Annotated in this window: 14 protein-coding genes and 1 pseudogene; 2 read left to right on the top strand and 13 right to left on the bottom strand. The window is 59.6% G+C overall.

Features of this window, described 5'->3' with window-relative positions:
- Window positions 1-51 precede the first annotated feature (51 nt).
- The 5 genes from kdsB to CMG77_RS13965 form a co-directional block, all read right to left on the bottom strand.
- Window positions 52-810: a 3-deoxy-manno-octulosonate cytidylyltransferase gene (gene kdsB / locus CMG77_RS13985; RefSeq protein WP_286807447.1), complete on the bottom strand. Its 759-nt coding sequence runs from the start codon at window positions 808-810 to the stop codon at window positions 52-54.
- Window positions 807-1838, bottom strand: coding sequence for a tetraacyldisaccharide 4'-kinase (gene lpxK / locus CMG77_RS13980; protein WP_286807446.1), 1032 nt, complete (start codon window positions 1836-1838; stop codon window positions 807-809). The genes kdsB and lpxK overlap by 4 nt, the downstream gene beginning before the upstream one ends.
- Before the next feature lie 16 nt (window positions 1839-1854).
- A complete protein-coding gene (locus CMG77_RS13975) occupies window positions 1855-2280 on the bottom strand; it encodes an ExbD/TolR family protein (protein ID WP_286807444.1) in 426 nt (141 codons plus the stop codon).
- Between the two features lie 19 nt (window positions 2281-2299).
- The gene (locus CMG77_RS13970) at window positions 2300-2926 is read right to left on the bottom strand and encodes a MotA/TolQ/ExbB proton channel family protein (protein ID WP_024460312.1); all 627 of its coding nucleotides are present in this window, start codon (window positions 2924-2926) and stop codon (window positions 2300-2302) included.
- A gap of 131 nt (window positions 2927-3057) precedes the next feature.
- The gene (locus tag CMG77_RS13965) at window positions 3058-5316 is read right to left on the bottom strand and encodes a DNA internalization-related competence protein ComEC/Rec2 (RefSeq protein WP_502691933.1); all 2259 of its coding nucleotides are present in this window, start codon (window positions 5314-5316) and stop codon (window positions 3058-3060) included.
- Window positions 5317-7878: 2562 nt separating this feature from the next.
- Between CMG77_RS13965 and CMG77_RS13960 the strand changes: the two genes are divergently transcribed.
- Window positions 7879-8418 (top strand): DUF2062 domain-containing protein, encoded by a 540-nt coding sequence (locus CMG77_RS13960; protein ID WP_286904877.1) that lies wholly within the window; start codon window positions 7879-7881, stop codon window positions 8416-8418.
- A gap of 6 nt (window positions 8419-8424) precedes the next feature.
- On the opposite strand, the gene CMG77_RS13955 is transcribed toward CMG77_RS13960, so the two are convergent.
- The 3 genes and pseudogenes from CMG77_RS13955 to CMG77_RS13945 all read right to left on the bottom strand — a co-directional run bounded on the left by CMG77_RS13955 (window position 8425) and on the right by CMG77_RS13945 (window position 11561).
- Window positions 8425-9654: a lipoprotein-releasing ABC transporter permease subunit gene (locus tag CMG77_RS13955; protein WP_286904876.1), complete on the bottom strand. Its 1230-nt coding sequence runs from the start codon at window positions 9652-9654 to the stop codon at window positions 8425-8427.
- A 1-nt stretch (window position 9655) separates the two neighbouring features.
- Window positions 9656-10330: pseudogene (lolD, locus tag CMG77_RS13950) on the bottom strand (lipoprotein-releasing ABC transporter ATP-binding protein LolD); the annotation flags it as partial.
- On the bottom strand, window positions 10323-11561 hold the full coding sequence (locus CMG77_RS13945) for a lipoprotein-releasing ABC transporter permease subunit (RefSeq protein WP_286904875.1): 1239 nt from the start codon (window positions 11559-11561) through the stop codon (window positions 10323-10325). The gene CMG77_RS13945 and the pseudogene lolD, both read right to left, overlap by 8 nt.
- Between CMG77_RS13945 and CMG77_RS13940 the strand changes: the two genes are divergently transcribed.
- The gene (locus CMG77_RS13940) at window positions 11560-12339 is read left to right on the top strand and encodes a PilZ domain-containing protein (protein ID WP_502691928.1); all 780 of its coding nucleotides are present in this window, start codon (window positions 11560-11562) and stop codon (window positions 12337-12339) included. The two genes, CMG77_RS13945 and CMG77_RS13940, sit on opposite strands and share 2 nt — an antisense overlap.
- A gap of 312 nt (window positions 12340-12651) precedes the next feature.
- On the opposite strand, the gene sthA is transcribed toward CMG77_RS13940, so the two are convergent.
- The 5 genes from sthA to nqrE form a co-directional block, all read right to left on the bottom strand.
- On the bottom strand, window positions 12652-14049 hold the full coding sequence (sthA, locus tag CMG77_RS13930) for a Si-specific NAD(P)(+) transhydrogenase (RefSeq protein ID WP_286904873.1): 1398 nt from the start codon (window positions 14047-14049) through the stop codon (window positions 12652-12654).
- 5 nt (window positions 14050-14054) lie between these two features.
- The gene (nqrM, locus tag CMG77_RS13925; RefSeq protein ID WP_123637486.1) at window positions 14055-14351 is read right to left on the bottom strand and encodes a (Na+)-NQR maturation NqrM; all 297 of its coding nucleotides are present in this window, start codon (window positions 14349-14351) and stop codon (window positions 14055-14057) included.
- A 53-nt stretch (window positions 14352-14404) separates the two neighbouring features.
- Entirely contained in the window at window positions 14405-15316 is a 912-nt protein-coding gene (locus CMG77_RS13920; RefSeq protein WP_502691932.1) for an FAD:protein FMN transferase, read from the bottom strand.
- Between the two features lie 142 nt (window positions 15317-15458).
- Window positions 15459-16682 carry an NADH:ubiquinone reductase (Na(+)-transporting) subunit F gene (gene nqrF, locus CMG77_RS13915; RefSeq protein WP_286904871.1) on the bottom strand — a complete coding sequence of 408 codons (1224 nt, stop codon included), beginning with the start codon at window positions 16680-16682 and terminating at the stop codon, window positions 15459-15461.
- A 17-nt stretch (window positions 16683-16699) separates the two neighbouring features.
- A complete protein-coding gene (nqrE, locus tag CMG77_RS13910; protein ID WP_286904870.1) occupies window positions 16700-17308 on the bottom strand; it encodes an NADH:ubiquinone reductase (Na(+)-transporting) subunit E in 609 nt (202 codons plus the stop codon).
- Window position 17309 lies beyond the last annotated feature (1 nt).

Here is a 17309-nt window from a genome sequence, read left to right as displayed (position 1 = left end):
GCTATCTGCCCCTCTGACGCCGGACTCCAAAAAGACCACCAAACAAAAAACTCAAGAGCCCAACAACCGCCGAACCCGATCCAAATCAAGCTCAGTATCAACACCACCAGGAACAGGCCGACAAGCCTCCGCAACGTGAATCGACTCACCTTGCCACATTACCCGCAACTGCTCCAACGACTCAAACCGCTCCAACGGCGCCTGATCCCAAGTCACAAACCGGTGCAACAACCCCACGCGATAAGCATAAATACCAATATGCCGCCGCGCCACAAAATCCTCCGGTAACGCCCTACCCTCACCCGCAAACGCATCGCGAGGATACGGAATCGGCGCCCGACTGAAATACAGCGCACGCCCATGGGCATCCATTACCACCTTCACAATATTCGGATTACAAAAATCCTCCACCAACTCAATCGGCTCACACAAGGTTGCCACACTGGCCGAACTATCACCCGCCAGATTCTGCGCCACCTGATTGATGACCGCGGGCGGAATCAGAGGTTCATCGCCCTGCACATTGACCACGATGGCATCGTCCGGCAATCCCAACTGACTGACCACCTCCTGCAATCGATCGGTTCCCGACTGATGATCCGCAGAGGTCATGCACACCGTCGCCCCGAACGCGCGGGCCGCCTGTTCGATGCGTTCATCATCCGTGGCGATAATCACCTGCGTGGCGGCACTCTCGCGGGCTCGCTCGTAAACGTGCTGAATCATCGGCTTGCCGGCGATGTCTTTGAGGGGCTTGGCGGGCAACCGGGAGGAAGCGTATCGCGCGGGGATGACAACGTAAAAGCTCATGGGATTGAATTCGTTTCAGGTGTGGATTTCAGGGATTCAATACGGTTCAGAAACTCGCTCCAGAACGCCTCCGGCAGTGTCGCACTGACACTCAGATACCACCAGTCCGGCTGGGCGAAGGGCTGGCATTTGACCGCATCTTTGGCGGTCATCACAACCGGAAAGGCCGGCTGGAAGACAAGCTCGCCCGGGCGGTAGTGATGATGATCAGGGAAGCGGTGGTGAACCGGTTCCAGGCCGAGTTCTTTCAGCGTGGAAAAAAACCGGTCGGGGTTGCCGATTCCCGCCACCGCGTGCACGGATGTCTGTGGGGCAAAATGGGTCAGCGATGCGCGGGTACCATCGGACACCCTATGCCAGGCATCCGGGGTCACCTTCATGGTGTACTGGACGGTGCGAAGCGTCGGGGCCTGTTGACGCACCTTGTCCTCTGAACCGTTGACCACCACCCAATCTACTTCGTTGAGCCGTTCGACCGGTTCACGCAATGGGCCCACGGGCAGACACCAGCCGTTGCCAAACGCGCGCGCGCCATCGACCACGGCGATTTCCAGGTCCCGGTCCAGGCGGTAGTGCTGCAGGCCATCATCGCTCAACACAATATCGCAGCCCTGCTCGCGCAGCGCTTGGGCCGCTTCCACCCGATCCGGGCTGACACACACCGCACATTGGGTGGCCCGTGCAATCGCCAGGGGTTCATCGCCACAATGCGTGACCGGGGTGTCTGCGGAAACCATGAGCGGATAGCGCGGGGCCTTGCCCCCGTAACCCCGACTGACCACGCCCGGGCAATAACCCGCCTTACGCAGACGCTGCACCAGGGCAATGAGCAACGGGGTTTTTCCGGTGCCCCCAACACTGATATTGCCGACGACGACCACCGGCACATCAAAGGCGACCGCCCGACTTTTGAGCCGGCTTCGACGCCGGCGCGCCAAAGCCCGGAACAGCCAGGCCAAAGGAGCGAACAGATACACCCAGCGGGCCTTACCGTACCAGGCATTTTCCCAGACCGAGGCCAGCGTCATGTCAAACGCCCCCGAATCACTCCCCGGACTCGGGGCGCCGGGTGGTGATACTCAGGTGCACAAAGCCCAGTTGGCCGGCGGCATCCATGGCCCGGACCACGCTTTCGTGGGGGGCTTTGGCATCAGCGGTAATGGTCAGAGGCAACTGATTGTTGCCCTCGGAGGCCTTTTCCAGGGCCGACTTCAAGGTCACCAGTTTACTGTTTACCAGGCTGCGACCATTGATCGAGTAGTCGCCTTCCGCGGTGATCAGAATATCCAGCGGCGCATCGGCGTCCTGCTCGCTCGCTTCACCTTCGGCTTCGGGCAGGTCAATGTTCAAATGGGTTTCTTTGGTAAAGGTGGTGGACACCATAAAGAAAATGAGCAACAGAAATACCACATCAATCAATGGTGTCAGATTGATGCTGTCATTTTCTCTGGATTGACGTCGAAATTGCACCCGCTTGCTCCTCGGTCAATCAGTTGGCTTTCACATCGACCCGACGGTCGCTGTGCAGGGCGTCCACAAGTTTTACCGCTTCCTCTTCCATGGTGACCACAATGGTGTCCACCCGGCGCTGGAAAAAGCGGTGCAGAATCATCGCGGGAATGGCGACGGTCAGGCCGGCGGCGGTAGTGATCAGCGCCTCGGAAATCCCGCCGGCCAGAACGCCGGCATTGCCAGTGCCCTGTAGCATGATGGCGGTGAACACCTTGATCATACCGATCACGGTGCCGAGCAGACCGAGCAGCGGTGCGATATTGGCAATGGTGCTGAGGATGGTCAGGTAACGCTCCATCTCGTGGATGACCTGACTGGCCGCTTCCTGAATACTGTCCTTCATGACTTCCCGGCCATGGCGGGAGTTACTCAGCCCCGCGGCCAGAATGCGCCCCAGAGGGGAAGACTGTTTGAGCTCGCGGAGTTTGCCCGCGTCCAACTGGTTGTTCTTGATCCAGCTCCACACCTGTGCGAGCAGATGCCGTGGGGCGATTTTTTTGGGATCCAGGGTCCAGTAACGCTCTCCACCAATGGCGATCACCAGGATGGAACAGAGAATAATGGGGACCATCAACCAGCCACCCGCGGTAATAATCTCAAACACTGAACTTTCCTCTTTTGAATCGTTGTCTGGCCAAGGCGCCTGACCATCAGGGGCGCAAGATAGCACAGACCATTTCCAGCGGGAAAACACCCGGTCACATTTTGCGACAGTCGCCAACGGCCACCGTCACCTTATTCATACCACCAACGTCTTGGCGCATACCGGGCATACCGCTCGGTGCGCCGCCCCTGCTCATCCCATTCGAACACAATGGCCCCCAGGCTCGCGGTATTGAGCACCTCAGCACCCCGGGAGCGATAGCGCTCTACCACCGTCTCATTCGGATGGCCATGCCGCCCCTGAAAAGCGGCGCTGACCACCGCGCGGGCCGGGCGGGTCTGTTCAACCCACTCGATCGACGAGGACGTGATGGCGCCATGGTGCGGAACCTGCAGCACGTCGATGGAGCCGTTGAGCTGATCCCGGCCGACCAACCGCCACTCCACTTCCCGTTCGATATCACCGGTCAACAGGAGCCGCTGCCCCGCGTATTCAATCTCGAGAACGCAGGAGCGATTATTGCCATTCACCTGCGCCGGGAAGCCGCCGTGCAGAAACCGGAATTTCACCTGATTCCACTGCCACGAAGCCCTCTGATGGCAATCCCGCCCGGGCATCGACGTGGACAGTGTCGCATCGCCCACCCAGAGTGCCTCGGTCGGGAGACTTTTCAGCACACTGGAAAGCCCTCCCGAGTGATCATCGTGACGATGACTGACCACCACCGCGTCCAACTGATGGACACCCAACTGCCGCCAATAGGGCACGATCACGCCAGAACCCGCATCCAGCCGCTCACTGTAGGTGGGGCCCGTATCATACACCAGCCGGTAATCCGGCGTCTGTACCGCCACCGCCAGGCCCTGCCCCACATCCAGAAACGTCACTCTCAAGGGGGGTACCGGTGGCCCCGGGAGCAACAGCGCCAACACTATCCCGGGGTAACCCAGCCACCGTCCGGGCAGCCCTCGTGGCAACAACATCAGCAGCGTGGCCAGTCCGGCCAGGGCCAGTGCCGGCCAGGACAGCGCCGTCTGAAACAACGTCATTGGCGCCACGTCCTCCAGCCACTCCAACCAGGCCAGAAGTGCGGACAAGCCCAGGTCCGCCACCACCAGCGAGAGGTCACTGGCCCAGGGCCAGAGGGCGCCCAGCAGCAGCGCCACAAGCAACCAGGGAACCACCATCAGGGTCACCAACGGAATCGCCAGCAGGTTGGCAATCGGCGCCACCAGGCTAACTCCGTGCACCAGTATCAGGAGCGGAACCATCAGCCCCAAAAACACCGCCCACTGAGACCGCACCACCGTTTGCCCCCACCACTGAGCACCCGCGCGGCGCCGCCCGCCAAGTGCCAGCATCAGGACCGCGACGGCGCTAAAGCTGAGCCAGAACCCGGTATCGTAAGGGGCGAGCGGGTCCCTGACCAGAACCGCCACCCAGGCCAACAGCAAGCCGGTGGCGGCGGGTAGACTTCCCCGGCGCAGCAGCACCCATTGCACCACGCCGATCATGATCAAGGCGCGCTGGGTCGGAATGCTGAATCCGGCCAGGGCGCTGTAGAAAAGCGCGAAGCCGAGCGCGAATACCTGACCCACCGCCGAGGCGGGTATCCGATGGCACAGCGCGTTGAGTCCGCGCCCCAGAATACCGCCCAGCCAGAGTCCCGCCAGCGCCACCATGCCCACATGTAATCCGGAGATGGCCAACAGGTGATTGGTGCCCGTGCGCTGCAGTCGTGTCCAGCGCTCGGGACTCAAGGTGGAGCGATCACCGATCAGCAGCGCCAGCATCAGGTCCCGGTGAGCCACCCCGGACGGATGGTGGTCGAGCCAGCGTCGAACCCGCTCCCGCCAGTGACTCAACGAGCCTGCCGCGGGTGCGCTCAACCTTCGATTATCCGCACTCTCCCGCACATAGGCCGTGGCATCCACGCCTTGGCGCATCAACCATAACTGGTAGTCGAACCCGCCGGGATTGACGAACCCCCGGGGCGGCTTGACCCTCAGCTTCAGTTGCCAGCGCTCACCGGCGTGTAGAGGCGGCCCGCCGTACCAACTGACCAGAATGTACCTGAGGGGCAGCGCCAGGGGATCGCCCTCGACCGACTCGACTTGCTCCACCCGCAGGCGGATACGCTCGCGGCGGGCATCGTGATCCGGCAGCCCGACCAGGGTCCCCTGGACCCGAATCTCGTCACCACTGAAGGAGGGGAGCAGTCGATGATCAAGCTGCCAGTGACCGAACAGCACGCCCCAGAACAACCCCAGGAGTACGAACGCCACACACTGACGCCAACGGGGCGCGCGCCAGAACAGACACGCGATCAGAGGCGCTGACAACCACAATGCAAATGGTGGCGGTAAACGGGGCGATTGGGAGGCGAGAATGATGCCCAGAGAAGCACTAAGCAGTGCAGCGTTGAGGGAGAAAGCCAGNACGTCGGCGCNTCAGCAGACGANGCACCGACTTTACCAGCGCCTGACGGCCTGGGCTTTGAACGGTTGGGGCTCCTTGAGAGGTCATCGCAGGTCCTTTGCGTAAGAGCGAAGCCCGATTATGCGCAAACCGGGACACACCACCAAGCTCAATAGAGGCTATACTGGGCTCGACTCTTATAACTGTGACAGAACCCACAGTTTTAACGCGGTATCGACAGTAATTTGACGCTTGCAGAGGNCGCGGAACAACAATGCTGGATTCGTTGACACTGACAACNATCATTCTTGGAGAGCTGGTCTTTTTNCTCTCCCTGGGTTGCGCGCTGCTCGGTGTGCTGTTGCTGCGCGAGCGTCGCCATCAGAAAAAAATCATGGCTGCCTACCAGCGTCTGCGCAATACCGTACGNACCGANCGGGCNCAGAACCGCGCNGCCCCGCNGGNNGAGTCTTCAGCGGGCGACGCGGTNACNGAATACTTCTTGCGCGTGAANGACGAAGCGCGGGATCGGTACCGGAACATTACCCAGACCAACCTGCCCCGANTGACACCGGAACACCCNTTTAACGCCAAANTTGCCGCCCTGCGGTTCCTGTTCACCGAAGCCGANGAGCGNGCCTACCGCAAGGAAAAAGCCTCCGGCGATGCCTGGGTNCTTCTGGAGAAGCAGCTTTATGATATCGCTCGCTGGGTGGTAGACCGACAGGAAAGCAAACCGGGACGTCAGCGCAACAATCAGGTCAAGTTACTCCAACAGCGGGTCGAAAAACTGAAAGGTTTTGAAAAACAGGCGCGGGATCTGCAACGCAAACTGGAACTGAACCGGCTCAAACGGGAGGAGTTGGAACAACTGCAGGAGGAAAACCGCCTTACCATTGAAAAGCTTCAGAAAATCAATGAAGCCTTGGGCCTTTCGGGGGATGCCGATGCCGAAAGCCTGCGCCGCCAGCTGCGCGACATCATGGATTCCGATGCACGCCCCCTGGTGGCACCACCTGAACGCCGTCTGACCAATATCGAACACTTCTCGGCCGACAACCAACGCCTGAACAGTGAGTTGGCTCGAGAGTTGCGCTCATACAACGCCGAGTTTCCCGATAACCGAAGCGATCATATGGAGCAGACCCTCAAGCGCCTGGAGGCGGAACTGTTCCGCTCTGAACAGCACATTCGGGAACTGAAGCAGCAGCGCTCGAACGCCGAGACCGAGTTACTAACCTCCACCAATGATGCCGACCGGTACCAAAGCAGTCCATGGCAGCAGACTCAGCAACGCGCCGAGTCCATGGAACAGATCGAGGAAACCCTCCGGGTGATCCACACCAACATGGCGGACAGCAGTCAGGCGCTGAATGTGGCGTCTGGCAGTGGCGGTCAGTCGCCCTACTCTCTGGCGGAGATCCAACAGCTGCGCCATAACAACACTCGCCAACGCAACCTGATCGTCGACCTGGAAGGTGAGATGCGTCGCCTGCGAGACACCATCCCCCACACCGAAGACGATAACGAGCGGGCGCAGCAAACGGAAAAACTGTTCAAGCTGGAACGACTGGTCAAGGAGTGTGAGCACTGCATTCTGGCACTGGAAAGCGAGGTCGATCTTCTTTATACACAGCTCAAAGAGCGCGAACAGCGCCAAACCCAGAGCTCCGGCCCCACGGATGAGGAAGTGTCACTTGAACAGTTGCAGTCCGAGCTCAGCGCCATGGCCAATCGGCTTGAAGACGTATTGCTGAACAGCGAACGGGATTCAATCCTGAGCCAGTTTGCCCAGGCGAGCGTGCGAGTCCAGTCCATTGAAGAGCTGGCCCGGTGCGTGATCAACGCCCTGAAAAGGGGTCAACTGACTGCCGGATTTTACCTTCAGTCGAAGCTCGGGCACGCGGAGTACTATCCGGCGAAACAGTTCAGCGAGCGCGAGCGGGCCATGATCCGTCGCACCACCATCAGTCAGAATGTGGCGTACCTGAACGAGGGCATCATGTTCGCGAGCGATCATATGCACCTGCTGCTCAAGGACCCTCATGCCGACGAGCTGGAATTGCAGAAAACCGAACAGCTTCTGCAGGCCCTGATGGACATTACCGGCGCCCGGGTAGACAGCCTGGAGATAGAACAGGCCGGTCAGCACCAGCGCCGGTACTTGCAGGACTGGTCCGATGGGGCTCACAACACGCTGGTCAATATGGAAATCCGTTACGCCTACCAGGTCGAAGAGACGCAGCGCCTGGTCGACGCCCTGGTTGAGCAGATGCAGAAGGCCTGTTCCGTTCTCGAGGCCAGCGAGGCCACCCGGGCGGTGATCGACAATGCCCTGAGCGAGTGTCAGCACCGGATCCGNANTCTCATGACCCAGGACGACAGNATTGATGAGGGTTGTACCTGGTTGTTGAGCCACCTCGACGAGCTNCCCAAGATTGCGAAATAAAGCGTCGTTTCACGGGTTTATCATCGTTTTTTCACCCGAGGACAGGCATAATGGCCCCTTTATTTTGGCCGTTATGTGATCGAGTATGGCACGCAAGCTACTACGGCGCTTTATCCCCANCGCACACGCCATCAAGAGCAACCCCGCCCTGCATTTTCTCGGGGACCTGCTGCACGATCCCAACCTGTTTCACCTGAACCGCCACTCCGTTTCGGTCGCATTTTTTGTCGGTATTTTCGTCGCGTTCATTCCACTGCCAGGCCAGATGCCCATCGCGGCGCTGCTGGCGCTGCTGCTGCACTGNAANCTGCCNATCTCGGTGGCCCTGGTGTGGATCAGCAATCCCCTGACCATGCCCGCGATTTTCTTTTCAACCTACCAGTTGGGCCGCTGGCTGCTCGAGCTGCCTCCGGTTCAGGTCTCCCTCGAGCTGAGCTGGCACTGGCTGATGCATGAGTTCAGCCTGATCTGGAAACCGCTACTGGTGGGCTCGTTGCTCTCGGGGTTGGTTTTCGGCGTAATGGGCTATGTGGTGATGCAACTGTTCTGGCGCTGGACTGTGGTCAAAAGCTGGCAGCGACGCAAATTGAGACGCCGCTCATCACCGCCGAAACCCGACCGCTGAGCCCACTTACTCGAAGCGCAACGCTTCGGCCGGTTGCACGCGTGTTGCCCGCCACGCAGGGTAAAGACTGGCCACCAGGCTGAGCACCAGAGCCGTCCCGGCCACCTGGGCCACATCGGGCCAGTGCAGATCCGAGGGAAGGTAACTGATGGGGTAGACGTCAGACTGCAAAAACTGAACGCCCAACAGCCCCTCAAGCCATTGAACCCAGTCCGTCACCCAATAAGACAGCGTCACGCCAAGTGCGGTACCGATACCGGTTCCGACGACNCCAATCATNCCNCCCTGAATCATGAAGATACCGAGAANTTCCGCGCTGGACGCCCCAAGCGTTCTCAGAATGGCGATATCCCCCTGCTTGTCCACGACCACCATGATNAGGGTCGANACCAGATTGAAGGCGGCGATGGCGATAATCAGGAACAGGAGCAGACCCACCAGCTGTTTCGACATGTGAATCGCCTGGTAGAGGTTACCGTGAGTGCGGGTCCAATCCGAGCTGTAGTAGCCACNGGGCAGNTCGTACACCAGATCCCGGGCCACTTGCGGCGCGGAAAACAGATCGTGTACCTGNAACCGTATGCCNCTGGCNGCCCCGGGGTGCCCGGTCAGTCCGGAGGCGGTCTCCAGGGCGGTGAGGGCCAGGTTATTATCCAGCTCGGTACCGGTGTCGAACACCGCCAGNACGGCCAGGGCCTGAACCCGGGGCGCGCCCTCCCCCGCCGGCACCACCAGAATCAACTTGTCATCAACCTTGACCGACANGGACCNGGCCAGCCCGGCCCCCAGCAGCACGCCCCGGGGGTTGNCCGCGAGGCGGTTCCATATNCCCTCGGGNAGATANTCAGAGAGCACCGCNAGGGAATCCCGCTGCTCCGGCGGTACCCCCACCAGGCCCACGGGTGCCACCTCACGCTTGTGGGAAAGCAGCCCTTCCAACTGAACAAANGGCGTCGCCGANGTCACGCCGGGATGGGCATTCACCCGNGCGGCCAGATCCCGGTAATCNGCCACTCCGTCCCGGTGATACAACGCGGCGTGAGGCATGATGCCGAGAATGCGATCGCGCAGCTCCCGGTCAAAGCCGTTCATGATCGCCAGCACGGTAATCAGCAGCGCCACCCCGATCACCAGGCCGACAATGGAGACCGAGGANATNAACGANACCAGATGGCTNTGCCNNCGNGACANCGCATAGCGACGTCCAATCAGCCCAATATANCCAGTGNTACCCATGCAGGGCTCCATCTTCCAGCGTCAGAGTCCGATCCATTCGCGCCGCCAGGCTCAGATCGTGAGTCACCACGACAAAACTGGTACCGCTGTCCCGGTTCAGCTCTGTCATCAGCGCCTGAATGGATTCCGCCGTATGGCTATCGAGATTACCGGTCGGCTCGTCCATCAAAACGCANGCGGGCGAGGTCACCAGCGCCCGGGCAATCGCCACCCGCTGACGCTCACCGCCAGACAGTTCCGAGGGTTTGTGACTGGCCCGTTCGCTGAGCCCGACCCGTCCCAACATGGCGCGAGCTCGCTGGTGAGCTTCGNCTCGNGAGGACCGGCCGATCAACAGCGGCATGGCGACATTCTCCAGGGCNCTGAACTCCGGCAANAGATGGTGGAACTGATACACAAAGCCGAGCTTGCGGTTGCGCAGGCGACCCCGTTGGTCGGCACTGAGTGTGCGCAGCGACTGCCCCGNCACTTCCACATCCCCCTCATTGGCAAGGTCCAAGCCACCCAGAATGTTCAGCAGGGTCGATTTTCCGGAGCCGGANGCGCCGACGATCGCCAGACGCTCNCCCGGAGCCACNGCCAGATTCACCGCGTTGAGCACCGACACCGTCTGCGGGCCCTGAGCGTAGGTTTTATGGACGTTGTGGCAGCGCAATACTGCGGTTGAATCACTCATAGCGCAAAGCCTCTGCTGGTTCGATTTTCGCCGCCCGCCAGGCGGGATAGAGCGTGGCCAGGAAGCTGAGGAANAGGGACACCGTACAGATGCTCAGAACGTCCTGCCACANCAACTGTGACGGTAAATGACTGATGAAATAAACGGAGGGATCGAATACCCGAACGTCCAACAGGCCTTCCAGAGTCGNCACAATGGGACCGATATACAGTGCCAGCACACAACCGAGCAGTGCGCCNACCANNGTACCGACAAAACCGACCGTTGAGCCCTGCACCACAAACACCGCCATNATCTGTCGGGCCGTCATCCCCAGGGTACNCANGACGGCGATATCGCTGCGNTTGTCGGCCACCATCAGAATCAGGCTNGANACAATNTTGAAGGCGGCCACCGCAATGATGATACCGAGCANNACGGCGATGACGATTTTCTCCATTTTNACGGCCTGGAACAGNCTNCCCTGNGTCTGACTCCAGTCNCGCACCCGCAGCTCTCCAGGCAGTTCGGAGGCCAGCTCCCGCATCACCGGACNCGCCCGGTAAATGTCCTCCACCTGCACCTGAACGCCCTGCACNCCCTGATANCGGAACAGTCGTCGGGCATCGTCCAGATGGATCAGGGCGAGCCGTTGATCCATCTGCGCCCCCACTTCAAAGACGCCGACCAGAGTGAACCGGCGCACACGGGGGTAAACACCGGCCGGAGTGACCCGAATATCCGGCAGGGTAANCGTGACCGAATCCCCCAGCGCCAGACCGAGTTGACGGGCNAGCAGNCGCCCCATGACCACCCGGAACTCNCCGGGCTGCAGCTCCANAGTGGAGCCAAGTAACATGCGGGACTCCACCACCGAGACATCAGACTGGTATTCCGGCGCAATGCCCTGAATCTGGACGCCTTCCGAACCACGNCCGTAATTGACCAGCCCNAAACCTTCGATATAGGGTGCAACGCCGCGCACCTCCGGGTGCTGTCTGACGTGGTCTGCCACTGCGCGCCAATCCGCCAACTCCGGCGTGCCATCGATGAAGCCGTGGGGCACCACACTGAGAATCCGCGANTTCATCTCGCGGTCGAAGCCGTTCATCACTGACAGAACGACGATGAGCGCCATCACACCCAGCGCCATGCCCAGCAGGGAAAAGGCGCTGATGAAAGAGATAAACTGNTTGCGGCGCTTGGCGCGCGTGTAGCGCAGACCGATATGTAGCGGGACGTTGATTGGCATGAGCGCATTTAACCCTATTGACCTGAACGCCACAAGCCCGGCAGGTGGATTTGCCGGGCCGCGCAGCGTCAGTGACGCCACAGAACGTCATAGTGGCGGGGCACACCGGCAACGCGGTATGCTATACCTTATTACAATGACAAAAGCCTGTTGCGGGACTGTTATGCCTGAACGACGACTCTATTTTCGCATCGACGACTACCTGGACCTGGAATACCTGGCCGTCGACGAAGACACGCTCCAGCACACGCCAGCCGAGAACCTGTTTCCCGGCGCGGCGGCGCTCAAGACTTACGCGGAGCTGAAGAAAATTGACAGCGAATCGAGCCAACTGTTCTATCAGATCAAGGATCGCGATCGGCAGATTGCCGATTACCTCTATCTGCTCAATCGGAAAATTGACCTGCTCGCCCAGCAGCTGATCAGCGAACCCCGGCTGCACGGGACCCATCCAACGGACCAGCGACGCGTCAACATCAGCGAAGGCGGACTGGCCTTCAGCAACCGGGAAGCGCTGACGATTGGCCAGGCGGTGGCCCTGAACCTGACGTTCCTGCCCACCTACGTCGGNTTGGCCATCTACGCCCGAGTCGCACGCTGTGAACCACTTCGCACCGGCGGCTACGAAATTGCGGCAGAATTCGAAACGCTGACAGACCCGCAACAACACCTTCTCAGCCAACAGATCATGCGCGCCCAGATGGCGGAGAAACGCCGCCTGCAGGATATCGATCCCGACGAAAAGGGCAACCTCTACTCCAAAGGAGCTTCTTCATGACGACGTTTCGATCCTACACCCTACTCGCCCTGGGTCTGACCCTGGGGCTGGGATTATCATCCGCCTCGATCGCCGACCGGGTGGAAATTCCGGTAGGCCAGCAAGGGGCCGAAAACGCGGGCGACGTGCCGACCAATGGCATGACCCAGNAGCGCGTCGAGTCGCGTTTTGGTGCGCCTCAGGAACGCCGTGCAGCGGTCGGCGACCCACCGATCTCCAGTTGGGTTTACGAAGACTACGTAGTCTATTTTGAGCACNACAAAGTGCTACGCACGGTATTGAAGCACCGCCCCCGGGCGGGGGCGGCACCCGCTAACGACGGTTGATGCGGTTGATGCCGTCCAACGCCGCCAGGCGATAGGCTTCTGCCATGGTGGGATAATTGAAGGTGGTNTCGAGGAAAAACTGTATGGTGTTTCCCGCGCCACTCTGACTCATGATGGCCTGACCGATGTGAACAATCTCGGCGGCCTCTGCCCCAAAGCAGTGGACGCCCAGTATTTCCAGGCTGTCGACGTGGAACAGTATTTTCAACATCCCCACGTCTTCGCCACTGATCTGTCCCCGCGCAGTGTTTTTGAACAGCGCCCGGCCCACTTCATAGGGCACTCTCGCCGCGGTCAATTCGGTTTCCGTCTGCCCGATGGAGCTGATTTCCGGCAGGGTATAAATACCGGTAGGCACATTGGTGACCGGCTTGCAGGGCTCCCCGGTGATCACTGCCGCGACCGCCCGTCCCTGATCAAACGACGCACTGGCGAGACTCGGCCAGCCGATCACATCGCCGACCGCAAANATGTTGTCCACCGAGGTTCGATAATCCTGGGACACCTTGAGATTGCCCCGGTAATCCACGTCCAGCCCGGTCGCCTCCAGATTCAGCTTGTCGGTATTACCACTGCGCCCATTACACCAGAGAATCGCATCTGCCTTGAGTCGCTTGCCAGACTTCAGACGCAGCGTCACGCTGTGATCATCGGCCTCAATGGATTCGTATTCTTCGCTGTGACGTACGGTCACATCGCTGTCGCGCAAGTGGTAGCTGAGCGCGTCGGAAATCTCGTCATCCAGAAATGAAAGCAGCCGATCGCGATTGTTGATCAGATCCACCTTCACCCCGAGACCGGAAAAGATGGACGCATACTCACAGCCGATAACGCCCGCTCCGTAGATGATCATATGGCGGGGAGTGTGCTGCATTTCCAGAATGGTATCGCTGTCGTAGACTCGTGGATGACTGAAATCCACATCCGCCGGCCGATACGGGCGCGAGCCGGTGGCGATGATGATCGACTCGGCGGTAATCGTTTCCTGGGCACCATCACCCGAGTCGACATTAACGGTATTGGCATCCACGAAAGAGGCCATCCCGGTNTGCAGNGTCACNCGGTTGCGGATATAAAACTCCGTGTGCANCTCGACCTGCTTGGGAATCACCTTGGAGGCCGCCGCCAACACCCTGGGGTAGGACAGCCAGCGAGTATCCCCCATCTCCCGGAACAGACTGACACTGTTGTAGCGAATCAGTTGCTTAACCGCATGACGAAGGGATTTGGACGGAATAGTACCTTTGTGCGCACAGTTGCCGCCCACATGGGCCCGACTTTCAATTACGGCAACTCGCAGATTGGATTTTGCCGCCGACATGGCAGCGCTTTCACCCGCTGGTCCGGACCCGATTACCAGCACATCGTAGGTGTGATCAGCCACTAGGATTAATCTCCTGATTGGGTTTTGGAGGACGTTGCTCTCTCTTTACCCTCTGATGCCGCCCCCTGGCTGGCATCGTACGCCAAATCGTCGACGGGCAGACCCGCCTGCTGACGTTCGTTGATGGTTTTGCACTTTTCTTCGTCGTTACCACACAAATCACAGACGTAGTCTTTCTCGCCCAGGGCGGCGCCGACACCGCCACAGGAACCTTTGAGCGGCTGGCGGCCGAACAGAACGCCGACGGACATCCCTACCACCACCAGAAGCATGACCAACAGGGAAACCAGAACCATACCCATGTGTTACCTCACCTGCCCTTGGGGCTTTCGTTGTGCACGTTCACTGCTGACGCTCAGCGCCAGGGTGCGAATGCACTGGAATAGTCATCAGTAAAACCGTCATCGGTTTTGACAATCATATACACGGGGAGTTTTTCCCGCTCCGCCAGCGCCATACCCGCTTCCGGCCCCAGCACATTCAGTGCCGTCGCCCAGGCATCGGCCTCCGCAGAGGTTGGGGCCAGCACCGTAACGGAGGCCAGGCGATGGGCTATCGGCCGTCCGGTGCGCGGATCGATGGTGTGTGAGTAACGCACACCGTCGCGCTCATAGTAATTGCGATAGTCTCCCGAAGTGGCCATCGCAATATCCGTCAACGCCAGTGCCTTGCGGCCATCACCCTGAACCAGGCTGGGCTGCTCTACGCCAATGCGCCAGGCATCACCCCGGGGACTGCTACCGCTGAGCCGGACTTCGCCCCCGATTTCGACCAGATAATGCTCGTAGCCCTGAGCCTCAAGCCAATCGGCCAGATGATCCACGCCGTAGCCCTTGGCCACGGCCGAGAGATCCAGACGCACATCACTCAACCGACGGGCCCGCTGACCATCGAGCGCCACCTGGGCATAGCCCATCGCCGAACGGGCGGCCGCAATCGCCGCATCGCTGGGTACCTGTTCTGGCTCAGCCNGNGGGCCAAAGCCCCACAGGTCGACCAGCGGCCCCACNGTAATGTCGAAAGCGCCCTCACTGCNCTCNCTGATGCGCCGGCTGATNGCCAACACCTCNGCCAGTGGTNCCGACAGNGACTGCCACTGCCCGACCTCCGAGCGATTGAACTGCATCAACTCGGAGTCATCGATGTAAGTNGACATCTGCTGATTGATCTGCGCCAGCTCCCGTTCCAGCCCNGCCTGAATCNTCGCGGCGTCCACCGGCGGAGACNGGTCGGTCACCACCAGGGTGACGTTGAACGTCGTGCCCATGGTGGGCCCGGAGAACCGGTGCGCCTCGTGTTCAACACGAGGCTCGCAGCCGCCCAGCAGCAAACCTAAAAACAAAAACGAGGCCAGCAGTACCGGCCCCGTTTTTATTGTTGTGAGAACCTTGAACAAATCCTGTCCTCTATTAACCGCCGAAGTCGTCCAGCATGATGTTCTCGTCTTCTACGCCCANGTCCTTGAGCAGTTTGATGACGGCAGCGTTCATCATCGGTGGCCCACACATGTAGTACTCACAGTCTTCCGGCGCCGGATGATCCTTCAGGTACATGTCGTACAACACGTTGTGAATGAATCCGGTCGGCCCTTCCCAGTTATCTTCCGGCTGGGGATCGGACAGCGCTACGTGCCACTCGAAGTTCTCGTTCTCTTCCTGCAGCTGATCGTACTCTTCGTGGTAGAACATTTCGCGCAGTGAACGCGCACCATACCAGAAGGTGATCTTGCGATCGGTTTTGATCCGGCGCAGNTGATCAAAGATGTGTGAGCGCATGGGCGCCATACCGGCACCACCACCGATGAAGACCATTTCCGCGTCGGTGTCCTTGGCAAAGAACTCACCAAAGGGCCCGTAAACGGTGATGGTNTCNCCCGGTTTCAGGCTGAACACNTAGGAGGACATGATGCCCGGCGGAATNTCCTTGGAGCCCGGAGGCGGNGTCGCGATACGNATATTGAANTTCACGATACCGACTTCTTCCGGGTAGTTNGCCATGGAGTAGGCGCGCATGACCGGCTCGTNGACCTTGGATTCCAGATCGAAGAAACCAAAGCGCTCCCAGTCGCCACGGAATTTCTCTTCAATGTCGAAGTCCTTGAACTTCACATGATGCGNCGGGCACTCNAGCTGGACGTAACCACCGGCACGGAAATCGACGTTCTCGCCTTCCGGCAGCTTCAGTGTCANCTCTTTAATNAAGGTCGCCACNTTCGGGTTTGCCTCAACGGTGCACTCCCACTGCTTCACACCAAACACGTCTTCCGGCACTTCNATGACCATGTCTTCTTTGACCGGTGTCTGGCAGGACAGNCGCCACCCNTCACGGGCCTCGCGCTTGGTGAAGTGACCTTCCTCGGTCGGCAGCATGGCGCCACCGCCCTGCTCTACCACACACTTACACTGNGCNCAGGTNCCGCCACCNCCNCAGGCCGACGGCAGGAACAGGCCCGCATTGGCCAGGCTCTGCAGNAGCTTGCCNCCGGCNGGNACCTGGATNTTNTTCTCGTGNTTGATCTCGATCGTTACGTCGCCACTGCTCACCAGTTTGGCGCGGGCGCTCAGGATGATTACCACCAACGCCGCAACGATGACGGTAAACATGACCACGCCCAATATAATTTCCAAATTCATCTAGCCTACCTCGCTGGTTACAGGTCGATGCCGCCGAAAGACATAAAGCCCAGGGACATGAGACCGACAGTAATGAAGGTAATGCCCAGGCCACGCAGGCCCGCCGGCACATCGCTGTACTTCATCTTCTCGCGAATACCCGCCAGAGCGGTAATCGCCAGGGCCCAACCGACGCCGGAACCGGCACCGAAGGCAACACTCTCGGCAAAGTTGTAGTCGCGCTCCACCATGAACAGCGAACTACCCAGAATGGCGCAGTTCACGGTAATCAGAGGCAGAAACACACCCAGAGCGTTGTACAGCGCGGGCATGAACTTATCCAGCACCATTTCCAGAATCTGAACCAGCGCGGCGATCACACCAATGTAGGTAATCAGACCGAGGAAGCTCAGGTTGACATTGGGCAGACCGGCCCACGCCANGGCCCCATCAGCCAATACGTAGGTGTAGAGCAGATTGTTCACCGGTACGGTAATCAACTGCACGACCACGACCGCAATGCCCAGGCCAAAGGCGGCACTGATTTTCTTGGAGATTGCCAGGAAGGTACACATCCCCAGGAAGAACGCCAACGCCATGTTTTCAATGAAAACGGTCCGTACAAAAATACTCAGTAACTGTTCCACG

Source organism: Marinimicrobium sp. (assembly GCF_002695945.1).
In the GTDB taxonomy this organism is placed as follows: Bacteria; Pseudomonadota; Gammaproteobacteria; order Pseudomonadales; family Cellvibrionaceae; genus Marinimicrobium; species Marinimicrobium koreense.
This window is presented reverse-complemented; position numbering and strand designations above follow the sequence as displayed.

Bases quoted from the DNA above. Each gene is read 5' to 3' on its own strand.
- kdsB (WP_286807447.1), bottom strand. From the start codon at position 810: ATGAGCTTTTACGTTGTCATCCCCGCGCGATACGCTTCCTCCCGGTTG.
- lpxK (WP_286807446.1), bottom strand. From the start codon at position 1,838: ATGACGCTGGCCTCGGTCTGGGAAAATGCCTGGTACGGTAAGGCCCGC.
- nqrM (WP_123637486.1), bottom strand. From the start codon at position 14,351: ATGGGTATGGTTCTGGTTTCCCTGTTGGTCATGCTTCTGGTGGTGGTA.